The following is an 18,171-nucleotide window of genomic DNA, read 5'->3' as shown; positions in this document are numbered from 1 at the left end:
ACCCAACCCGCTCACCGGGCCGGTCCGCGCCGCCGAACCGCCTCAGGAGTGCGACAGCTGGCCCGCCCCGCGCCGCCTGCGTATCCGCCCCTGCGTCCGCTCGGCGACCCGGGCCTGCCGCCGGACCCGGCGGCGTTCGCGGCGCAGGGCCCGCGCGGTGCTGCTCGGGGTCGACACCACGCCGTTGCGCTGGTTCCACACCTGGCGCGTCACCCACACGTCGAGCACGCTCCACGTGGCCACCACGGTGCTGGCGATGCTGCTGAGCACCATGGGGAACGCGAGCCAGCTTCCGGCCATGGTGCACAGGAACGCCACCATCGCCTGTATCAGCGTCACGGCGATGATCAGGACCGCCCGCACGGCCGCCGTCCGCACCGGGTCCGGCAGCCGGCGCCGCTTCGCAGGCTCCTCGATCCACAACGGCCGGTACTGCGCACGCTCTTGGGGCGCCTCCGGCTCAGCGGACCGCTCGGCGCCCTCGTTGGCCGCTACCCGTCCTGCCCCGGCCGTCCCTTCACTCTTCTCCGCCGCGAGGTCTCTGTTCGAGGCCGTCGCTCCACCCACCCGCATGTCGTGCTCCGGCGCCCCGGCGCCCCGCCGCGCCGTCAGTTGTGCGACCGCACCCGTTGCACGTGCCTCGTGCCGCTCCGCCGTGCCCATCACCGTGTCACTCCCCACCGCCAGCAGACCGATCGCCCCGGCCCGAAGACCCGACTCCCCAGTGGCTGCCCGGCTTGCGCTGTTTTACGCCGCCCGGGTGCAGGATGCGGCTCCTGTGGCCGATTCCGCCCCCCATTTCCTGTGGAGAAGGACGAACGGTGCGCCCCGAAGATTCCCAACAGGCGAAAAATTCCGGCCAAAGACACAGACTCGCCGATCTGGTCCGACTTCGCCGACGCCACCGGCTCGAGGCGGCAATCTCCCGCAATGACCGGACAACTCGCCCTGTCCGCGCGGCAAACGGAACCCCGCCTTCCAGGACGCCCTTCGAGTTACGGGTGCGTCGGTAGTAGGCTCGCGCCGTTTGTTGACGCACATGTGTACCCCCTGTCGGTGGGGGCGAGCTGGGGGAGGCCATGCGCTTTCGCGGGAAGTCCATCCGCCGGAAGATCGTGGCGCTGCTTCTCGTGCCGTTGGTGTCCCTGAGTGCCATCTGGGCCTTCGCTTCGGCGCTGACGGGTCGTGAGGCGGCCCAGCTGTTCAGCGCGTCGTCCGTTGTCGAGAAGGTCGGCTATCCCACCGAGGACATGGTCCGGGTCCTACAGCAGGAACGCCGGCAGACCCTGGTCTACCTCGCCGACCCGCGTGCCTCCGACGGACTCGCCGCGCTCGGACGCAGCCGTGCCGCCACCGACGAGGCCATCGCCGAAGTCCGTCGCAACGCCTCCAGTACGGAGGTGCGTGACGCACTCGGCGAGGCCTCGGGCGAACGACTGACCGCCGTGCTGGACGCGTTCGACGGCATCGAATCGCTGCGCCAGAGCGTGGAGGACGGCACCGTCAACCGTTCCCAGGCACTCGATCTCTACAACCGCCTGGTCGACCCGTGCTTCGTTCTCCTCGGTGACCTCCACGTCGTCGACAACGTGGCGATGGACACCCAGTACCGCGCCCTCGTCAACCTGGTCCGCGCCCGCGAACTCCTCGCCCGCGAAGACGCCCTCCTCGGCTCCGCCCTGGTCGTCGGCAAACTGTCCCGCGCCGAGACCCGTGACGTCTCCGACCTCGTGGCCCAGCGGAACGTCCTGTACGACGCCAACCTGCCGATGCTGCCCAGTTCGGAGCGTGAGCGGTACGAGCGCTTCTGGAGGAACGCTGCCACCGCTCCCCTCCGCGTGGCCGAGGAGTCCGCCGTGGCCTCCTCGGGCGACGCCGGCGGACTCTCCGCGCGGACCTGGGACACCACAGCGGGCAACGTCCTCGACGAACTCGGTGCCCTCGACGACGAGGCGGCGGACCGCTATCAGGACCGGGTCGGCCCGATCGCCACCGGCATCGTCGTCAAGGCCGTCGTCGCCGGTGTCCTCGGCCTGATCGCCGTACTCGCCTCGCTGATCGTCTCCATACGCATCGGCCGCGGCCTCATCCGCGATCTGCGGCAACTGCGCCTTGAAGCCCATGAGGCCTCTGGCGTCCGGCTGCCCAGCGTGATGCGCCGCCTCTCGGTGGGCGAGCAGGTCGACGTGGAGACCGAGGTCCCGCGCCTGGAGTACGACAAGAACGAGATCGGCGAGGTCGGTCACGCCCTCAACACCCTGCAGCGCGCCGCCGTCGAAGCCGCCGTCAAGCAGGCCGAGCTCCGCGCCGGCGTGTCCGAGGTGTTCGTGAACCTCGCCCGCCGCAGTCAGGTCCTCCTCCACAAGCAGCTCACGCTGCTCGACACCATGGAGCGCCGGACGGAGGACACCGAGGAACTCGCCGACCTCTTCCGCCTCGACCACCTCACCACGCGCATGCGCCGGCACGCCGAGGGCCTGGTGATCCTCTCCGGCGCCGCGCCCTCCCGGCAGTGGCGCAAGCCCATCCAGCTGATGGACGTCGTCCGGGCCGCTGTCGCCGAGGTCGAGGACTACGAGCGCATCGAGGTCCGCCGCCTGCCCCGGATCGCGGTCACCGGTCCGGCGGTCGCGGACCTCACCCATCTCGTGGCCGAGCTCCTGGAGAACGCGACCGTCTTCTCGCCGCCGCACACGGCCGTGCAGGTCCTAGGCGAGCGTGTGGCCAACGGCTTCACCCTGGAGATCCACGACCGTGGCCTCGGCATGGCCGCCGAAGCCCTGCTGGACGCCAACCTCCGGCTGGCCGAGACCCCGGAGTTCGAGCTGTCCGACACCGACCGGCTCGGGCTGTTCGTGGTCAGCCGGCTCGCGCAGCGGCAGAACGTCCGGGTCTCGCTGCAGCCCTCCCCGTACGGCGGGACCACCGCCGTCGTCTTCATCCCCGACGCGCTGCTGACCGACGAGGTGCCCGACACCAACGGCGTCGGCTTCCGGCTCGACCGGCCGCGCCCGTCCAAGGAGGCCGAGCTCGAGGAGAGCCGCAGGACGGCGCTCTCCCATGTGCCGGTGCAACTGCCCGGTCTGCCCGCCGCGCTGCTGGACGGGCCGGTCGAACTGGAGGGCCCCGTCGATCTGGACGCCGTCGACGACTTCCCGGGCGCACTCGACGACGGCGAGGGCAGCGAACACGGCGGACTGTTCCACCCGCGCCGCGCCCTCACCCACGGGGACGACGAGGCCACCTCCCGCGCCGACGCCACCTCCCGCGCCGACGTCCGCGGGGGGCCTGCCCGCCCGGAAGCGGACGATCATGTCAACACCCCGGTGCCGTTGCCCCGCCGCCGCACACCCAAGCTCGTCAGCTCGCACGGCCGCCCGGTCATCGACCAGCGGTCCCGCCGTCCGGAGACCGACGAGGAGCCCGCGGCCGGCCGTGCCTCGCGCCGCGCGGAACAGGACCGCACGCCACCCCTGCCGACCCGCCGTCGCGGCGCCTCTCCCCTCAGCCGGACGCCGGGCCCGGCCGGGCGCCTCGTCGACCGGGACCAACCGGCGAATCGGGACGTCCCCGAGCCTTCCGAGCGGCCTGCCAAGCTGTCGGGCAAGCGCGCGGGCGGCGGCTCCAGGGCGGAGGGCACGAGGGGACGGCCCGACATCCCGGCCGACAAGAGCGGCCTGACCGACGACAGCCGCCTGACCGACGACGGCGGCGCGCGCCCGCCGTCCGTCGGTCGCAACCGCGGCGAGGGCGTCGAGCCTCCGCTTCTCCACCGCGGTCCCGGCGCCGAGCCCCGGACCCATGACGTGGGCCCGGACGACACCGCCGGGCACCCGCGGCCGGACGAGGCCGGATCGGACCAATCCGGCACGGGACCTCTGCCGCGCCGCGTCCGCCAGGCCAACCTGGCGCCGCAGCTGAGGCAGGACCCCGGCCGCGGTACCGACGACCGAACGGCTCCCGCGGAACGGGACGCCGACGAGGTCCGCAGCCGTATGGCCTCGCTCCAGCGCGGCTGGCAGCGCGGACGCCAGGAGAACGCCGCCGGGGACGACGCCGGCGGCACAGCACCACAGGGAACGACAAAGGGGGACGGTCGATGACCGCACCGAAGGCGACCGACCACACCGCGTACGGGAAGTCCGGCGAACTCAACTGGCTCCTCGACGACCTCGTGGACCGCGTCGCGAGCGTCCGCAAGGCCGTCGTCCTCTCCGGCGACGGTCTGGCGACGGGAGTCTCCAAGGACCTGACCAGGGAGGACGGCGAGCACCTGGCCGCCGTCGCGTCCGGGTTCCACAGCCTCGCCAAGGGCGTGGGCCGGCACTTCGAGGCGGGCAGCGTCCGGCAGACGGTCGTCGAGCTGGACGACGCCTTCCTCTTCGTCACCGCCGCCGGCGACGGCAGCTGCCTCGCCGTCCTGTCCGACGCCGACTCGGACGTCGGCCAGGTCGCCTACGAGATGACGCTGCTCGTGAAGCGGGTCGGCGCGCATCTGGCCACCGCTCCGCGCACCGATCTGCCCTCGGGTGGGTAGTGGGATGGCATGAGCGCAGACGGTCAGGCAACAAGCCACTGGTTCGACGACGAGGCAGGACCGGTCGTCCGTCCCTACGCCATGACGCGGGGCCGCACCAGCCACGCGGCCCAGCACCGCCTCGATCTGATCGCGGTGGTCGTGACGGAACCGCACGCGGACGACCCGGAAGCGGACCCGACCCTGTCCCCGGAGCATGTGGACATCGTCGAGCTGTGCCGTGCCGCCCCGCAGTCGGTCGCAGAACTCGCGTCCGGACTCGATCTGCCCATAGGAGTGGTACGGGTCCTCGTCGGGGACCTGACGGACGCGGAACTGGTGCATGTGACCCGGCCCGTACCCGCGGCCGAGCTTCCGGACGAGAGTATTCTGCGCGACGTGATCAACGGCCTCCGGGCGCTGTGAGCAGCGCGGAAGCGAGGTGGAGACGTGACAGGCTGGCAGTTCTGGGTCGACCGGGGCGGCACCTTCACCGACATCGTCGCGCGGCGCCCGGACGGACGGCTGCTGATCCACAAGCTGCTGTCCGACAATCCGGCGCACTCTCCCGCCGGGCTTCGCTCGAGCGGGGGGACCCCCGTCTCCGACGCGGCCGTCGCGGGTGTACGCGAGCTCTTGTCGGGCTCCGAGGACCCCATCGAAGCGGTGCGCATGGGAACCACCGTCGCCACCAACGCCCTGCTGGAACGCAAGGGTGAACGCACCCTCCTCGTCATCACGCGCGGCTTCCGTGACGCACTGCGCATCGCCTACCAGAACCGCCCGCGGATCTTCGCCCGCTGTATCGAGCTTCCCGAGTTGCTCTACGAGCGGGTCGTCGAGGTCGACGAGCGCATCGCCCCCGACGGCACCGTCCTGACGGCGCCCGACCTGGACGCACTCGCCGAGCCGCTCCGTCAGGCGTACGACGACGGGATCCGCGCCGTCGCGGTGGTCTGCCTGCACAGTCATCTCCACCCCGCCCACGAGAGGGCCGTCGGGGAGCTGGCCGCCCGCATCGGCTTCCCGCAGATCTCGCTGTCCAGCGAGGTCAGCCCGCTGATGAAACTCGTCCCGCGCGGGGACACCGCCGTCGTCGACGCCTACCTGTCGCCGGTGCTGCGCCGCTATGTGCAGCGCGTCGCCGACCAGCTCGAAGGCGTACGGCTGATGTTCATGCAGTCCAACGGTGGTCTCGCCGAAGCCGGCCAGTTCCGCGGCAAGGACGCGATCCTGTCCGGGCCCGCGGGCGGCATCGTCGGCATGGCCCGCATGTCGCAGCTCGCGGGCTTCGACCGGGTCATCGGCTTCGACATGGGCGGCACCTCCACCGACGTGTCCCACTACGCCGGTGCCTACGAACGCGTCTTCACCACGCAGATCGCCGGCATCCGACTGCGCGCGCCCATGCTCGACATCCACACCGTCGCCGCAGGCGGCGGCTCGATCCTCCACTTCGACGGCTCCCGCTACCGCGTAGGGCCGGACTCGGCGGGCGCGGACCCGGGCCCCGCCTGCTACCGCGCGGGCGGTCCCCTCGCCGTCACCGACGCCAACGTCATGCTCGGCCGCATCCAGCCCGACCACTTCCCCCGTGTGTTCGGCCCCGACGGCGACCAGCCCCTCGACGCGCCCGTCGTCCGCGAGCGCTTCACCGCCCTCGCGCGCGAGATCCGCGAGCGGACCGGCGACGACCGTACGCCCGAACAGGTCGCCGAGGGCTACCTGCAGATCGCCGTGGCCAACATCGCCAACGCCGTGAAGCGGATCTCCGTCCAGAAGGGCCACGACGTCACCCGCTACGCACTGACCACCTTCGGCGGCGCCGGCGGGCAGCACGCGTGCATGGTGGCCGACCTGCTCGGCATCCGGACCGTCCTCGTGCCGCCCATGGCCGGTGTTCTCTCCGCGCTCGGCATCGGCCTCGCCGACACCACCGCCATGCGGGAACAGTCCGTGGAAGCACCCCTGGGACCGGACTCCATGCCCGCCGTGACCAAGACGGCGGACGACCTGGAGGCCGCGGCACGTGCCGAACTGCTCGCCGAGGACATCCCGGAGAACCGCATCGAGGTCACCCGCCGGGCCCAGCTCCGCTACGACGGCACCGACACCACGCTCACCGTCGAGCTGACCGAGCCCGGCACCATGAAGCACGCCTTCGAAGAACGTCATCGCGCCACGTACTCCTTCACGCTCGACCGCCCGATCGTCGTCGAAGCCCTCTCCGTGGAAGCCACCGGCATCACTGAACCCCCCGATCTCTCCGCTCTCGCACCGCACGGGACCGCCCGCACGGGTCGTCCCGCCGCACCGCACACCGTCCGCCTCCACACCGAGGGCGCCTGGCGCGACGTGCCCCTGCACCGCCGCGAGGACCTGCCCCCGGGCCACACCGTCACCGGACCCGCGATCATCGCCGAGTCCGGCGCGACGACCGTCGTCGACAACGGCTGGCGGGCCGCTGCGACCGACGACGGGCATCTGGTCTTGGAACGTGCGGCGGTTACGGAGAGTTCCGAACTCGACACGAAGGCGGACCCGGTTCTCCTGGAGGTCTTCAACAACCTCTTCGTGTCCATCGCCGAGCAGATGGGCGCCCGGCTCGAGTCCACGGCGCAGTCCGTCAACATCAAAGAACGCCTGGACTTCTCCTGCGCGCTGTTCGACCCGGACGGAAACCTGGTGGCCAACGCCCCCCACATCCCCGTCCATCTCGGCTCGATGGGTACCAGTGTCAAGGAGGTCGTCCGACGCAGCGGCAGCGCCATGCGGCCGGGGGACGCGTACGCCGTCAACGACCCGTACCACGGCGGCACCCACCTTCCCGACGTCACCGTGATCACCCCGGTCTTCGACACGGGCGGCCCGGCGGACACGGAAAGTGACCGGATTTTGTTCTACGTCGCCTCCCGCGGGCACCATGCGGAGATCGGCGGCATCGCGCCGGGCTCCATGCCCGCGGACAGCCGCACGATCGAGGAGGAAGGCGTCCTCTTCGACAACTGGCTGCTCGTGGAGAACGGCAGCTTCCGTGAGGAGCAGACCCACCGCCTGCTCACCAAGGCACCCCACCCCTCACGCAACCCGGCGACCAACCTCGCCGACCTGCGTGCCCAGATCGCCGCCAACAACAAGGGCGTCGAGGAAGTCTCCCGCATGATCGAGGACTTCGGCCTCGACGTCGTCCAGGCGTACATGCGGCATGTCCAGGACAACGCCGAGGAAGCCGTGCGCCGGGTCATCGACGTCCTCGAAGACGGCGAGTACGCCTACGAGACCGACTCGGGCGCCGTCATTCACGTACGCGTGCGCGTGGACCGCGACAACCGCCGCGCCACTGTCGACTTCACCGGTACCTCCCCGCAGCTGACCACCAACTTCAACGCCCCGTACTCGGTGGTCAACGCGGCCGTCCTCTACGTCTTCCGCACCCTGGTCGCCGACGACATCCCCCTGAACGACGGATGCCTGCGCCCGATCCGCATCATCGTGCCGTCCGGCTCGATGCTCTCGCCCGAGCCGCCCGCCGCGGTGGTCGCCGGCAACGTGGAGACCTCCCAGGCCATCACCGGCGCCCTGTACGCCGCGCTCGGCGTGCAGGCGGAGGGCTCCGGCACGATGAACAACGTCACCTTCGGCAACGAGCGCCACCAGTACTACGAGACCGTCGCCTCCGGTTCCGGCGCGGGCGACGGCTTCCCCGGGGCGAGCGTCGTCCAGACCCACATGACCAACTCCCGGCTCACCGACCCCGAGGTCCTGGAGTGGCGTCTGCCCGTGTGCCTGGAGGAGTTCGCGGTGCGGCGCGGCAGCGGAGGCGCGGGGCGGTGGCGTGGCGGGGACGGGGCGGTCCGCCGTATCCGTTTCAAGGAGCCGATGACCGTCTCCACGCTCTCCCAGCACCGCAGGGTGCCCCCGTACGGCATGGCGGGCGGTGAGCCCGGTGCCCTCGGCTCCAACCGCGTCGAGCGCGCGGACGGCACGACCACCGCCCTCGGCGGAAGCGACGCGACGGACGTCGGCCCCGGCGACGTGCTCGTCGTCGAAACCCCTGGCGGCGGAGGCTACGGGCCACCGCCGCGCGATCCCCATCAAGCAGGAGAAGAGATCGATGATCCTCGGGCGTTCTGAGCGCGGCAAGCCCCCGGTCGAGCCCGTCACGCTCAAGATCCTGGTGGCCGGCGGCTTCGGGGTCGGCAAGACGACCCTGGTCGGCGCGGTCAGCGAGATCAGGCCGCTGCGCACCGAGGAACTGCTCACCGAAGCCGGGCGCCCGGTCGACGACACCAGCGGCGTGGAAGGCAAGCACAGCACGACGGTGGCCATGGACTTCGGCCGCATCACGGTGCGCGAGGACCTCGTGCTGTACCTGTTCGGCACGCCCGGCCAGGAGCGGTTCTGGTTCATGTGGGACGAGCTCTCCGAGGGCGCGCTGGGCGCCGTCGTGCTCGCCGACACCCGCCGCCTGGAGGACTGCTTCGCCGCCGTCGACTACTTCGAGCGACGCTCCATACCGTTCCTCGTCGCCGTCAACTGCTTCGAGGACGCGCCGCGTTACCCGGCGGAGGAGGTGCGCCAGGCCCTCGACCTCGACGAGGACGTGCCGCTGCTGCTGTGCGACGCGCGTGACCGGGAGTCGGTCAAGGAGATCCTCGTCGGTGTCGTCCGGCACGCCATGTCGTACACGGCGGACCGCCGCCAGGCCGTGACGACCTGATGCACGGGTACGGCCCGTACCCCCGCCGACCGGGATACGGGCCGCGGTCCCGGGGTGGCTCCAGGGACGCGCACGCGCGCGTGTGCCTAGCTGTCGCCGTCCTCCAGCCAGCCGAAGCTCTTCTCCACCGCCTTGCGCCAGTTGTGGTACTCGCGGTCGCGCACCGACGCCTCCATGGCCGGCGTCCACTCCGCGTCCTTCTGCCAGTGCGCCTTGAGCTCGTCGAGGCCGTTCCACACGCCCGTGGCGAGTCCGGCCGCGTAGGCGGCCCCCAGGCAGGTCGTCTCGGACACCTTGGGCCGGATCACGGGTACGTCCAGGACGTCCGCCTGGTGCTGCATCAGAAGGTTGTTCTTCGTCATGCCGCCGTCCACCTTCAGGGCGGTGATGTGCACGCCCGAGTCCTGGTACATGGCGTCCACGACCTCACGCGTTTGCCAGCTCGTCGCCTCCAGCACCGCACGCGCGAGGTGGCCCTTGGTGACGTAACGGGTCAGTCCGGCGACGACGCCGCGCGCGTCGGAGCGCCAGTACGGCGCGAACAGGCCGGAGAACGCGGGCACGATGTACGCGCCGCCGTTGTCCTCGACGCTCGCCGCCAGGGTCTCGATCTCGTCGGCGGTGCGGATGATGCCGAGCTGATCGCGGAACCACTGCACGAGCGCGCCCGTTATCGCGATGGAACCCTCCAGGCAGTACACCGGCGCCTCACTGCCGATCTTGTAGCCCATCGTCGTCAACAGCCCGCTCTTGGACGGCACCGGCCGGCTGCCGGTGTTGAGCAGCAGGAAACTGCCCGTGCCGTACGTGTTCTTCGCCGACCCCACGTCGTAGCACGCCTGCCCGAAGACGGCCGCCTGCTGGTCGCCCAGCGCGGACGCCACGGGCACGCCCGAGAGCTGGCCCACGGCCGTTCCGTACACCTCGGCCGAGGACTTGATCTCGGGCAGCACGGCCTCGGGCACGTTCATGGCGGAGAGGATGGAGGGGTCCCATTGGAGGGTTTCCAGGTTCATCAGCATGGTGCGCCCGGCGTTGGTGACGTCGGTGACGTGCCGGCCGCCGTCGGTGCCGCCGGTGAGGTTCCAGATCAGCCAGGAGTCGATCGTGCCGAAGGCGATCTCGCCCTGCTCGGCGCGGGTCCGCAGGCCGGGCACGTTGTCCAGCAGCCAGGCCGCCTTGGGCCCGGAGAAATAGCTGGCCAACGGCAGTCCGGTCTGCTCGCGGAACCGGTCCTGGCCGTCCGCACCGCCCAGTTCGTTGCAGAGCGCGGCGGTGCGGGTGTCCTGCCACACGATGGCGTTGTGGACGGGTTTGCCGGTCGAGCGGTCCCAGAGCACGGTCGTCTCGCGCTGGTTGGTGATGCCGAGCGCGCTGAGCTGCTCGGCGCGCAGTCCCGCCTTGGCGACCGCCCCGGCGACCACCGCCTGCACTTTGGACCAGATCTCGGTGGCGTCGTGCTCGACCCACCCGGGCTTGGGGAAGATCTGCCGGTGCTCGCGCTGGTCCACGGCGACGATCGCGCCGTTCTGGTCGAAGATGATGCAGCGGCTCGACGTGGTGCCCTGGTCGATCGCGGCCACGTACTTCTCGGCGTTGTTCGTCATGGCTACCCCTTGGGCTCGGTTCAGAAGGCTGCGTGGTTTATGGGGCCGGCGAGTGTTCCTCCGACGAGCGGCCCGACGACCGAAACCCGGGCGCAGCTCCATTTGGGTGTGCCCATGTCCGGGGTCGGCAGGAACGCGCGCACGAGGCGCGGACCGAGGTCGCGCGCCGATTTGATCGCATGGCCGGTGGGCCCGCCGGGGGAGAGGCCGATGCCGAGGACCAGCAGCGAGACGATCAGGACGGTGGTGCCGGACGCGCCCAGTCCTTCGGTCGGCCCGAAGGCGAGGACCGGCAGGACCACGGCGGCCATCGCGATGATCTCCGTGATCAGGTCGGCGGCGGGCTTCCGGATCTCCGGGATCGCGGAGAAGACGCCGAGTGCCGGCGTCGGCTCGTCAGTCGTGCGCTCCATGGTGCCCGTCGTACGGACAGTGGCCTGGAACCGGGCGATCCACCCCGCCGCCCGGGCCTTGGAGTGCCTGAGCGTGAGCGCCGCGCGGACACCGGCACCGAAGAGGACGAGGATCGAGGTGCCGATGATCTCGCCGACGAGGATGTCTCCGTTGCTCATGGCGGCTCCTAGGCCGTGGACGGGGGCTCGGACCCCGGTCCTCTCCGTGCAGGGTGCGTCGCATTGCTCCCGTGCCGATCAGCCGGAGCCAGGGGTCCCGCGCCCCGCCCGGCATCCGTGACGAGCGTGCCGTCCCGGCCGAACCGGCCGGGGAGTGGGCCTCGGCTCAGAAGCCCGTACGGCGCAGTGCCGGAATATGCCATTAATGTACGGCGATGTCGGCTGACAACGGGAAGTGTTCACCGGCGCTCAGAGGGCGTCAAGGTCGCCGACGACACCCGTTCACGCCACCGCGCCGCCCCGGCGCGCGAGTACGCGCCCGCAGAGCCGCCCCACCGCGACCGCACGGGCGCCGCGGCCACGACGGGGGTGACGCCGGCGCCGGCTCGCAGCGCCGCTCACCCGCTGCCGGGCTCTCCCACCGCGCATCCGGCTCCGCTGGGAGCCGGGTCGGCGCCGCGCCGGATCTGGTGCCCCGGCAGACCCGCGTGGCCCAGCACCCAGCTGGCCCCGCTCAGCGACTTCGCGGCCTTCCTCAGGGGTGCCAGGCAGGCCGCCGCCTCCCGGTGGTCCGTCACGCTGCCCAGTGGGCACAGCACGGTGGCCAAGGACAGCGTCACGGGCAGTCCGCCGGCCGACCACGGCTTGTCCAGAACCGAGGCGGCGAGCGGATCCAGCCCTTCCGGCTCCGCCAGCACCAGGAACTCGTCGCCGCCGGAGTGGCCCACGCGGGTGCTGCCGGAGGCCGCGAGCCGCAGCGCCCGCCCCACCGACCGGATCAGCTCGTCGCCCGCCGTGAACCCGGCCCCGTCGTTCACCTGCTTGAAGTGGTCGACGTCCAGCCGGCTCAGCGCGAAGATGCGGCCGTCCGCGATCCGCCGGTCCACTTCACCGGTGATCGCGTCCGACCCGGGCAGTCGCGTGAGCGGATTGAGCCCGGCCGCTTCCTCGACCCGTGTCTCGGCCAGCGCCCGCACGAGGTCGGCCAGCCGGACGACGCCCACGCACCGCCCGTACGCGTCCACGACGGCCACGTCGTCCGACGTACGGTCCCGCCCGCCGTCCGCCACCACCTCCAGCACGTCCCAGGCGGTCGCGTCGATGCGCACCGTGCGCGGCGGATCGCCCAGCTTGGCGGCGGGCCGGTCGGCGTACAGCGCGTGGCCGTAGCGGCCCGACATGGACAGCAGGAAGCGCGACCGGTGCAGGGACCGCACGGGCACCCCGTGCCGGTCCACGAGCAGCACCCCGGACACGTCCGGCGACCCGGTCAGCAGCGCCCGCACCCCGGCCGCGGACGCGTTCGCGGGCAACAACGCGGCGGGCCGCAGGAACTCCCGCACCAGCGGTCCCGAGGGCGACGGCGCCTCGGCCTCGGGGGGAGCGCGGCGGAACGTACACGTCCGCCGCCGGCAGCCTGGCCGGCGGCGCGAACAGCTGGCGAACCAGCCATCGACCGCAATCCCAAGGCGCGTACCTGGCGAAGCGTCAGGAGCACCTCGCGGCCTCGGAGCCGGCGTCAGGGATCTCGACGGCCAAGCCGTTCAGGCCCTGCCCACGTCACTCGGCACCTGGTGGAGACGGGCCCGGCAAGATCGGATACAGTCCGCCGCGTGTCCGAAACTCAGCACTCCGCCCCCAACCCCGCGCCGGGCTCCCACTGTTCGAGCTGCGGGTCGCCCTACGGAGAGGGCGTCACCGGCTGGCCCCGCAGCTGCCCGGCCTGCGGCACCGTCGCCTACCGCAATCCGCTGCCGGTCGCGGTCGCACTCCAGCCGGTGTACGACACCAAGGGCACCGCTCTGGTCGTCATCACCCGAACCGTGGCACCCGCGCGCGGGGGCATCGCGCTGCCCGGCGGTTACGTCGACGACCGTGAGGACTGGCGGCAGGCACTCGTCCGTGAGCTCAAGGAGGAGACCGGCATCGACGCGGCGAGCCGCGACGTGCGGCTCGTCGACGCGCTGAGCTCCCCCGACGGCCATCTGCTGCTCTTCGGCGTCCTCCCTGAACGCCCCGCCGACCGCCTGCCCGAGCCCACCGCCACGGCCGAGACGGAGGGCTGGCACCTGCTGCGCAGGCCCGAGGAACTCGCCTTCCCGCTGCACACGCTCGCCGTGCGGGCCTGGTTCGAGGGCCGGTACGCCTGAGTCAGCGCTCCCCGAGCCCGCGTACCCGCACCGGGTGGGGCGGCTCCCCGCCGCCCCCCTCCCGCTCGACGACCACCCGCGAGCCCGCCCAGCGCGACACGTAGCGTTCGACCTCGGGTTCCTCCCATCCGTCCCCGGCGTCCGGCACCACCAGCCCGGCACCGGTCCGCCCCCGGGCGGGGGCCCACACCTCCAGTTCCAGCCCGCCGTCCGCGCCCCGCGTCGGAATCACGGCACCCGCGCGCGCGAGCACCGGAATCCGCGCCAACGGGGCGTCGACGAGAACCTGCGCCGGACCCTCGTACGCCTGCTCCGTCGCCGTGTCGTACCAGAGCCCCCGCGGCAACTGGACCGCACGCCGGTCCGTGCCCGGGTCGAGGACGGGGGCCACCAGGAGGCAGTCGCCCAGCAGGAAGGCGTCCTCGCAGTCACGCAGCGCCCTGTCCTCGGGCGACCCCCACCACACCGGCCGCACATAGGGAGCACCCGTACGGCGGGCCAGGTGTGCCAGCGTCATGAAGTACGGCAGCAGCCGGCGGCGCTCGACGAGCGCCACGCGCGCGTGCTGCAGCACCTCGGCACCGAACTCCCACGGCTCCCTGCGCCCCGCCCGCAGACTCGCGTGCGTGCGGAACAGCGGCAGGTACGCGCCGAGCTGGAACCAGCGCAAGTACAGCTCCGGCGAGGGGCTCCCGTCGAAGCCGCCCACGTCCGGCCCGGAGTACGGCACCCCGCACAGCCCGAGACCCATGACCAGCGACAGCGAAGCCCGCAACCCCGGCCAGCCGGTCGCGACGTCGCCGGACCACGTGCCCCCGAACCGCTGCATGCCGACCCAGCCGGACCGCGAGAACAGGAACGGCCGGTGTCGCGGCGACAGTTCACGCAGCCCCTCGTAGCCCGCCCTGGCCATGCACAGCCCGTACACGTTGTGCGCCTCGCGATGGTCCCCGCCCCGCTCCTCCAGGCCATGCCGGGCCGAACGCGGCAGCGTCGGCTCCCCGAACGCGGCGAACGACGTCGGCTCGTTCATGTCGTGCCAGAACCCCGAGAACCCCTGAGTGAGCCGCTCCTCGTAGAGGCCACCCCACCACGTGCGCACGCGCGCGTGCGTGAAGTCCGGATACACCACCTCGCCGGGCCACACCACACCCCGCACCGGCTGCCCCGACGCGTCTCGCACGAAGGCGTCGTGGGCCGTGCCGCTGTCGTACACCTCGTTGCCCGGCTCGGCCTTCACCGCGCAGTCGACGATCGACACCAGCCGGATCCCGTCCCGCCGCAGCTCCTCGGCGAGCGCCGGCAGCTTCGGGAACCGGTCCCGGTCGACGGTGAACACCTGATGGCCGTCGTAGTGGTCGATGTCCAGGTGCACCGCGTCGAGCGGGAGACCACGCTCCCGGTACCCCGCGACGATCCGCCGTACTTCCTGCTCGCTGCCGAAACCCCACCGCGCGTGATGGTGGCCGAGCGCCCACGCCGGCGGCAGCGCCGGAGCCCCGGTGAGCGAGGCCCAGGTGAGCAGCACGCGCGCGGGAGTGCCCACGATCACCCAGCAACGCAGTGGGCCGCCCTCCATGCGCGTCTCGCACATGCCCGCACGGTCGTGCCCGGAACCCGCCCCCTCCTCGCCCTCCCGCAGGGCCACCGTGCCGTCCCACGAGGTGTCGTGGAAGACCAGGTGCGTGCCCGCGTCGGCCACCACCAGCTGCACCGGCATGGTGATGTACAGCGGATCGTCGCCAGGCGCGAACGCGCGCCCCGGGTCGGTGTTCCACAGCCGGTACGCGCCGTCCCGCAGCCGGGGCCCCGACGAACGGCCGCCCAGCCCGAAGAAGCGGGCGTCCGAAGACACCTCGGACCGCTGCATCCAACGCGCCCGTCCGCCCCCGACCGGCTCCCACCACCGCGGGGGCGAGTCCCTGCGCAGCGTCACGCCACCAGGGGTGCGCACCTCGACCGCGCCGTTCCGTGACACCACGACCGTCACCCGTTCGGCCACGACCCGCCAGCCGCCGTCCTTGTCCGGCTCGAGCACCGCCCGCGGATCCGGCTCCGGACAGCGGCCCGCGAGCGCGTACGACGGCTCGGGCGCCGCACCGTCCCAACCCCAGAAGACAGCCCCGTTCACCGCGACGGTGACCTGCAGCTCGGACCGGCTGAACCGCAGAACGCCGCCACCCGGGCCGGGTGTCACCTCCCGCACCTGCCCGGGCACCCGCGCGCGTTCCGCGCCCCGCGGGGGCAGCCCGGCGGCGTCCGCGCGGCGCCTGCGCCACGCCGCGCGCACGGTACGCAACCCCTGGGCCGCCCCCACGAAACCGACCGTTCTCACCGAATGCACCAGGTCGCGACCGTCCATGCTGCTCACCCTGCCATTGACCGGCGTACGCGCGGGTGTCGTTCAACTGCCGTTCACCCGTGCCAGGAGCACACCTTCACGACACGGACTATGTGGGCGGCACCCTGGTGCAGAAATGGATCACATGGCATCGTCCGTATCAGCCGCGTCACGCGCACACCCCAGCACGTGCGCGGGCGACGCACACGACGCGCACAGTCCGGGAGCCGCCCCATGTCGACCGTGAACCCCCAGCCGCTCTGGCAGCCCGATCCCGAACGCATCGCCCAGGCGCAGATCACCTCGTTCCAGGCCTGGGCGGCCGAGCACCACGGCGCCCCGAGCGAGGGCGGCTACGCGGCCCTGCACCGCTGGTCCGTCGACGAACTGGACACGTTCTGGAAAGCCGTCACGGAATGGTTCGACGTACGGTTCTCGACGCCCTACACGCGCGTGCTGGCCGACCGATCGATGCCCGGCGCGCAATGGTTCCCCGGCGCGACCCTGAACTACGCCGAACACGCCCTGCGCGCGGCCGCGACCCGCCCGGACGAACCGGCCCTCCTGTGCGTCGACGAGTCCCACGAGCCACGCCCGGTCACCTGGTCCGCACTCCGCCGTCAGGTGGGCTCACTGGCTGCCGAACTGCGCGCTCTCGGCGTACGCCCCGGAGACCGGGTCAGCGGTTACCTCCCCAACATCCCCGAGGCCGTCGTCGCCCTCCTCGCCACGGCCGCCGTGGGCGGCGTCTGGACCTCCTGCGCCCCCGACTTCGGCGCCCGCAGCGTCCTCGACCGCTTCCAGCAGGTGGAGCCCGTCGTCCTCTTCACCGTCGACGGCTACCGCTACGGCGGCAAGGAGCACGACCGGCGTGACGTCGTCGCCGAACTGCGCCGCGAGCTGCCCACGCTGCGCGCGGTCGTCCACATTCCCCTCCTCGGCACGGAGGCTCCCGAGGGCGCCCTGGAGTGGTCGGCACTGACGAGCGCGGACACGGAGCCCGTCTTCGAACAGGTGCCCTTCGACCACCCTCTGTGGGTGCTGTACTCCTCCGGCACGACCGGCCTCCCCAAGGCCATCGTCCAGTCCCAGGGCGGCATCCTCGTCGAACACCTCAAGCAGCTCGGCCTGCACTGCGACCTGGGCCCCGAGGACCGCTTCTTCTGGTACACCTCCACCGGCTGGATGATGTGGAACTTCCTCGTCTCCGGCCTGCTGACCGGCACGACGATCGTCCTCTACGACGGCAGCCCCGGCCATCCCGACACCGGCGCCCAGTGGCGGATCGCCGAACGCACGGGCGCCACCCTCTACGGCACCTCCGCCGCGTACGTCATGGCCTGCCGCAAGGCGGACATCCACCCGGGCCGGGACTACGACCTGTCCCGCGTGCGGTGCGTGGCCACCACCGGCTCCCCCCTCCCGCCCGACGGCTTCCGCTGGCTGCACGACGAGGTCCGCGACGACCTGTGGATCGCCTCCGTCAGCGGCGGCACGGACGTCTGCTCGTGCTTCGCGGGGGCCGTACCGACACTGCCCGTGTACATCGGCGAACTCCAGGCCCCCGGACTGGGCACCGACCTGCAGTCCTGGGATCCGAGCGGCAAACCCCTGACCGACGAGGTGGGCGAACTCGTCGTCACCAACCCCATGCCGTCCATGCCGATCTACTTCTGGAACGACGGCGACGGCAGCCGCTACCACGACAGCTACTTCGACACCTACCCCGGCGTCTGGCGCCACGGCGACTGGATCACCGTGACGTCCCGGGGCTCCGTGGTCATCCACGGCCGCTCCGACTCCACACTCAACCGGCAGGGCGTACGGATGGGCTCGGCCGACATCTACGAGGCCGTGGAACGCCTCCCCGAGATCAAGGAATCCCTCGTCATCGGTATCGAGCAGCCCGACGGCGGGTACTGGATGCCCCTCTTCGTGCACCTGGTGCCCGGAGCCGTCCTGGACGAGGCCCTCCTGAACCGCATCAAGCAGACCATCCGCGAGCAGCTCTCACCCCGCCACGTCCCCGACGAGATCATCGAAGTGCCGGGAGTCCCGCACACCCTCACCGGAAAACGCATCGAGGTCCCGGTCAAGCGCCTGCTCCAGGGCACCCCGATGGACAAGGCGGTCAACCCCGGCTCCATCGACGACCTCGAGCTGCTGCACTTCTACGAGGACCTCGCCCGCAGGCGGAACTGACCCCACAAGGGCTCAGACCAATCCCGCAGAGGCCTCGGACTCACCGACCGCGACGTCGACGTC

At 71.7% G+C, this 18,171-nt stretch carries 11 protein-coding genes and 1 pseudogene; 7 read left to right on the top strand and 5 right to left on the bottom strand.

The window, feature by feature from the left end:
• Positions 1-42 precede the first annotated feature (42 nt).
• On the bottom strand, positions 43-663 hold the full coding sequence (locus IPT68_RS06090) for a hypothetical protein (RefSeq protein WP_189699772.1): 621 nt from the start codon (positions 661-663) through the stop codon (positions 43-45).
• Positions 664-1,079: 416 nt separating this feature from the next.
• Between IPT68_RS06090 and IPT68_RS06085 the strand changes: the two genes are divergently transcribed.
• From IPT68_RS06085 to IPT68_RS06065, 5 genes are read left to right on the top strand one after another with little or no spacing between them, the layout of a single operon-like run.
• Entirely contained in the window at positions 1,080-4,103 is a 3,024-nt protein-coding gene (locus IPT68_RS06085) for a nitrate- and nitrite sensing domain-containing protein (protein ID WP_189699773.1), read from the top strand.
• Positions 4,100-4,537 carry a roadblock/LC7 domain-containing protein gene (locus IPT68_RS06080; RefSeq protein WP_189699774.1) on the top strand — a complete coding sequence of 146 codons (438 nt, stop codon included), beginning with the start codon at positions 4,100-4,102 and terminating at the stop codon, positions 4,535-4,537. The genes IPT68_RS06085 and IPT68_RS06080 overlap by 4 nt, the downstream gene beginning before the upstream one ends.
• Before the next feature lie 9 nt (positions 4,538-4,546).
• The gene (locus IPT68_RS06075) at positions 4,547-4,942 is read left to right on the top strand and encodes a DUF742 domain-containing protein (protein WP_189699775.1); all 396 of its coding nucleotides are present in this window, start codon (positions 4,547-4,549) and stop codon (positions 4,940-4,942) included.
• Positions 4,943-4,966: 24 nt separating this feature from the next.
• Entirely contained in the window at positions 4,967-8,650 is a 3,684-nt protein-coding gene (locus tag IPT68_RS06070; RefSeq protein WP_189699776.1) for a hydantoinase B/oxoprolinase family protein, read from the top strand.
• Entirely contained in the window at positions 8,631-9,236 is a 606-nt protein-coding gene (locus IPT68_RS06065; RefSeq protein ID WP_189699777.1) for a GTP-binding protein, read from the top strand. The genes IPT68_RS06070 and IPT68_RS06065 overlap by 20 nt, the downstream gene beginning before the upstream one ends.
• An 86-nt stretch (positions 9,237-9,322) precedes the next feature.
• Here IPT68_RS06065 and glpK read toward each other — a convergent pair whose 3' ends face one another.
• From glpK to IPT68_RS06050, 3 genes and pseudogenes are all read right to left on the bottom strand, one after another.
• Positions 9,323-10,843, bottom strand: coding sequence for a glycerol kinase GlpK (gene glpK / locus IPT68_RS06060; protein ID WP_189699778.1), 1,521 nt, complete (start codon positions 10,841-10,843; stop codon positions 9,323-9,325).
• Positions 10,844-10,863: 20 nt separating this feature from the next.
• The gene (locus IPT68_RS06055; protein ID WP_189699779.1) at positions 10,864-11,415 is read right to left on the bottom strand and encodes an aquaporin; all 552 of its coding nucleotides are present in this window, start codon (positions 11,413-11,415) and stop codon (positions 10,864-10,866) included.
• A 398-nt stretch (positions 11,416-11,813) separates the two neighbouring features.
• A pseudogene (locus IPT68_RS06050) lies at positions 11,814-12,855 on the bottom strand (diguanylate cyclase); the annotation flags it as partial.
• Positions 12,856-13,028: 173 nt separating this feature from the next.
• On the opposite strand from IPT68_RS06050, the gene IPT68_RS06045 reads away from it, so the two are divergent.
• Positions 13,029-13,565 (top strand): NUDIX domain-containing protein, encoded by a 537-nt coding sequence (locus IPT68_RS06045; RefSeq protein ID WP_189699780.1) that lies wholly within the window; start codon positions 13,029-13,031, stop codon positions 13,563-13,565.
• A 1-nt stretch (position 13,566) separates the two neighbouring features.
• Here IPT68_RS06045 and IPT68_RS06040 read toward each other — a convergent pair whose 3' ends face one another.
• Positions 13,567-15,927, bottom strand: a complete 2,361-nt coding sequence (locus IPT68_RS06040) for a glycoside hydrolase family 31 protein (RefSeq protein WP_189699781.1) — start codon at positions 15,925-15,927, stop codon at positions 13,567-13,569.
• Between the two features lie 213 nt (positions 15,928-16,140).
• Between IPT68_RS06040 and IPT68_RS06035 the strand changes: the two genes are divergently transcribed.
• A complete protein-coding gene (locus IPT68_RS06035; RefSeq protein ID WP_189699782.1) occupies positions 16,141-18,108 on the top strand; it encodes an acetoacetate--CoA ligase in 1,968 nt (655 codons plus the stop codon).
• Positions 18,109-18,171: the final 63 nt, after the last annotated feature.

Source organism: Streptomyces chromofuscus (assembly GCF_015160875.1).
Taxonomy (GTDB): Bacteria; Actinomycetota; Actinomycetes; order Streptomycetales; family Streptomycetaceae; genus Streptomyces; species Streptomyces chromofuscus.
The sequence above is the reverse complement of the archived record's forward strand: the minus strand, read 5'-3'. Positions and strand labels throughout refer to the sequence as shown.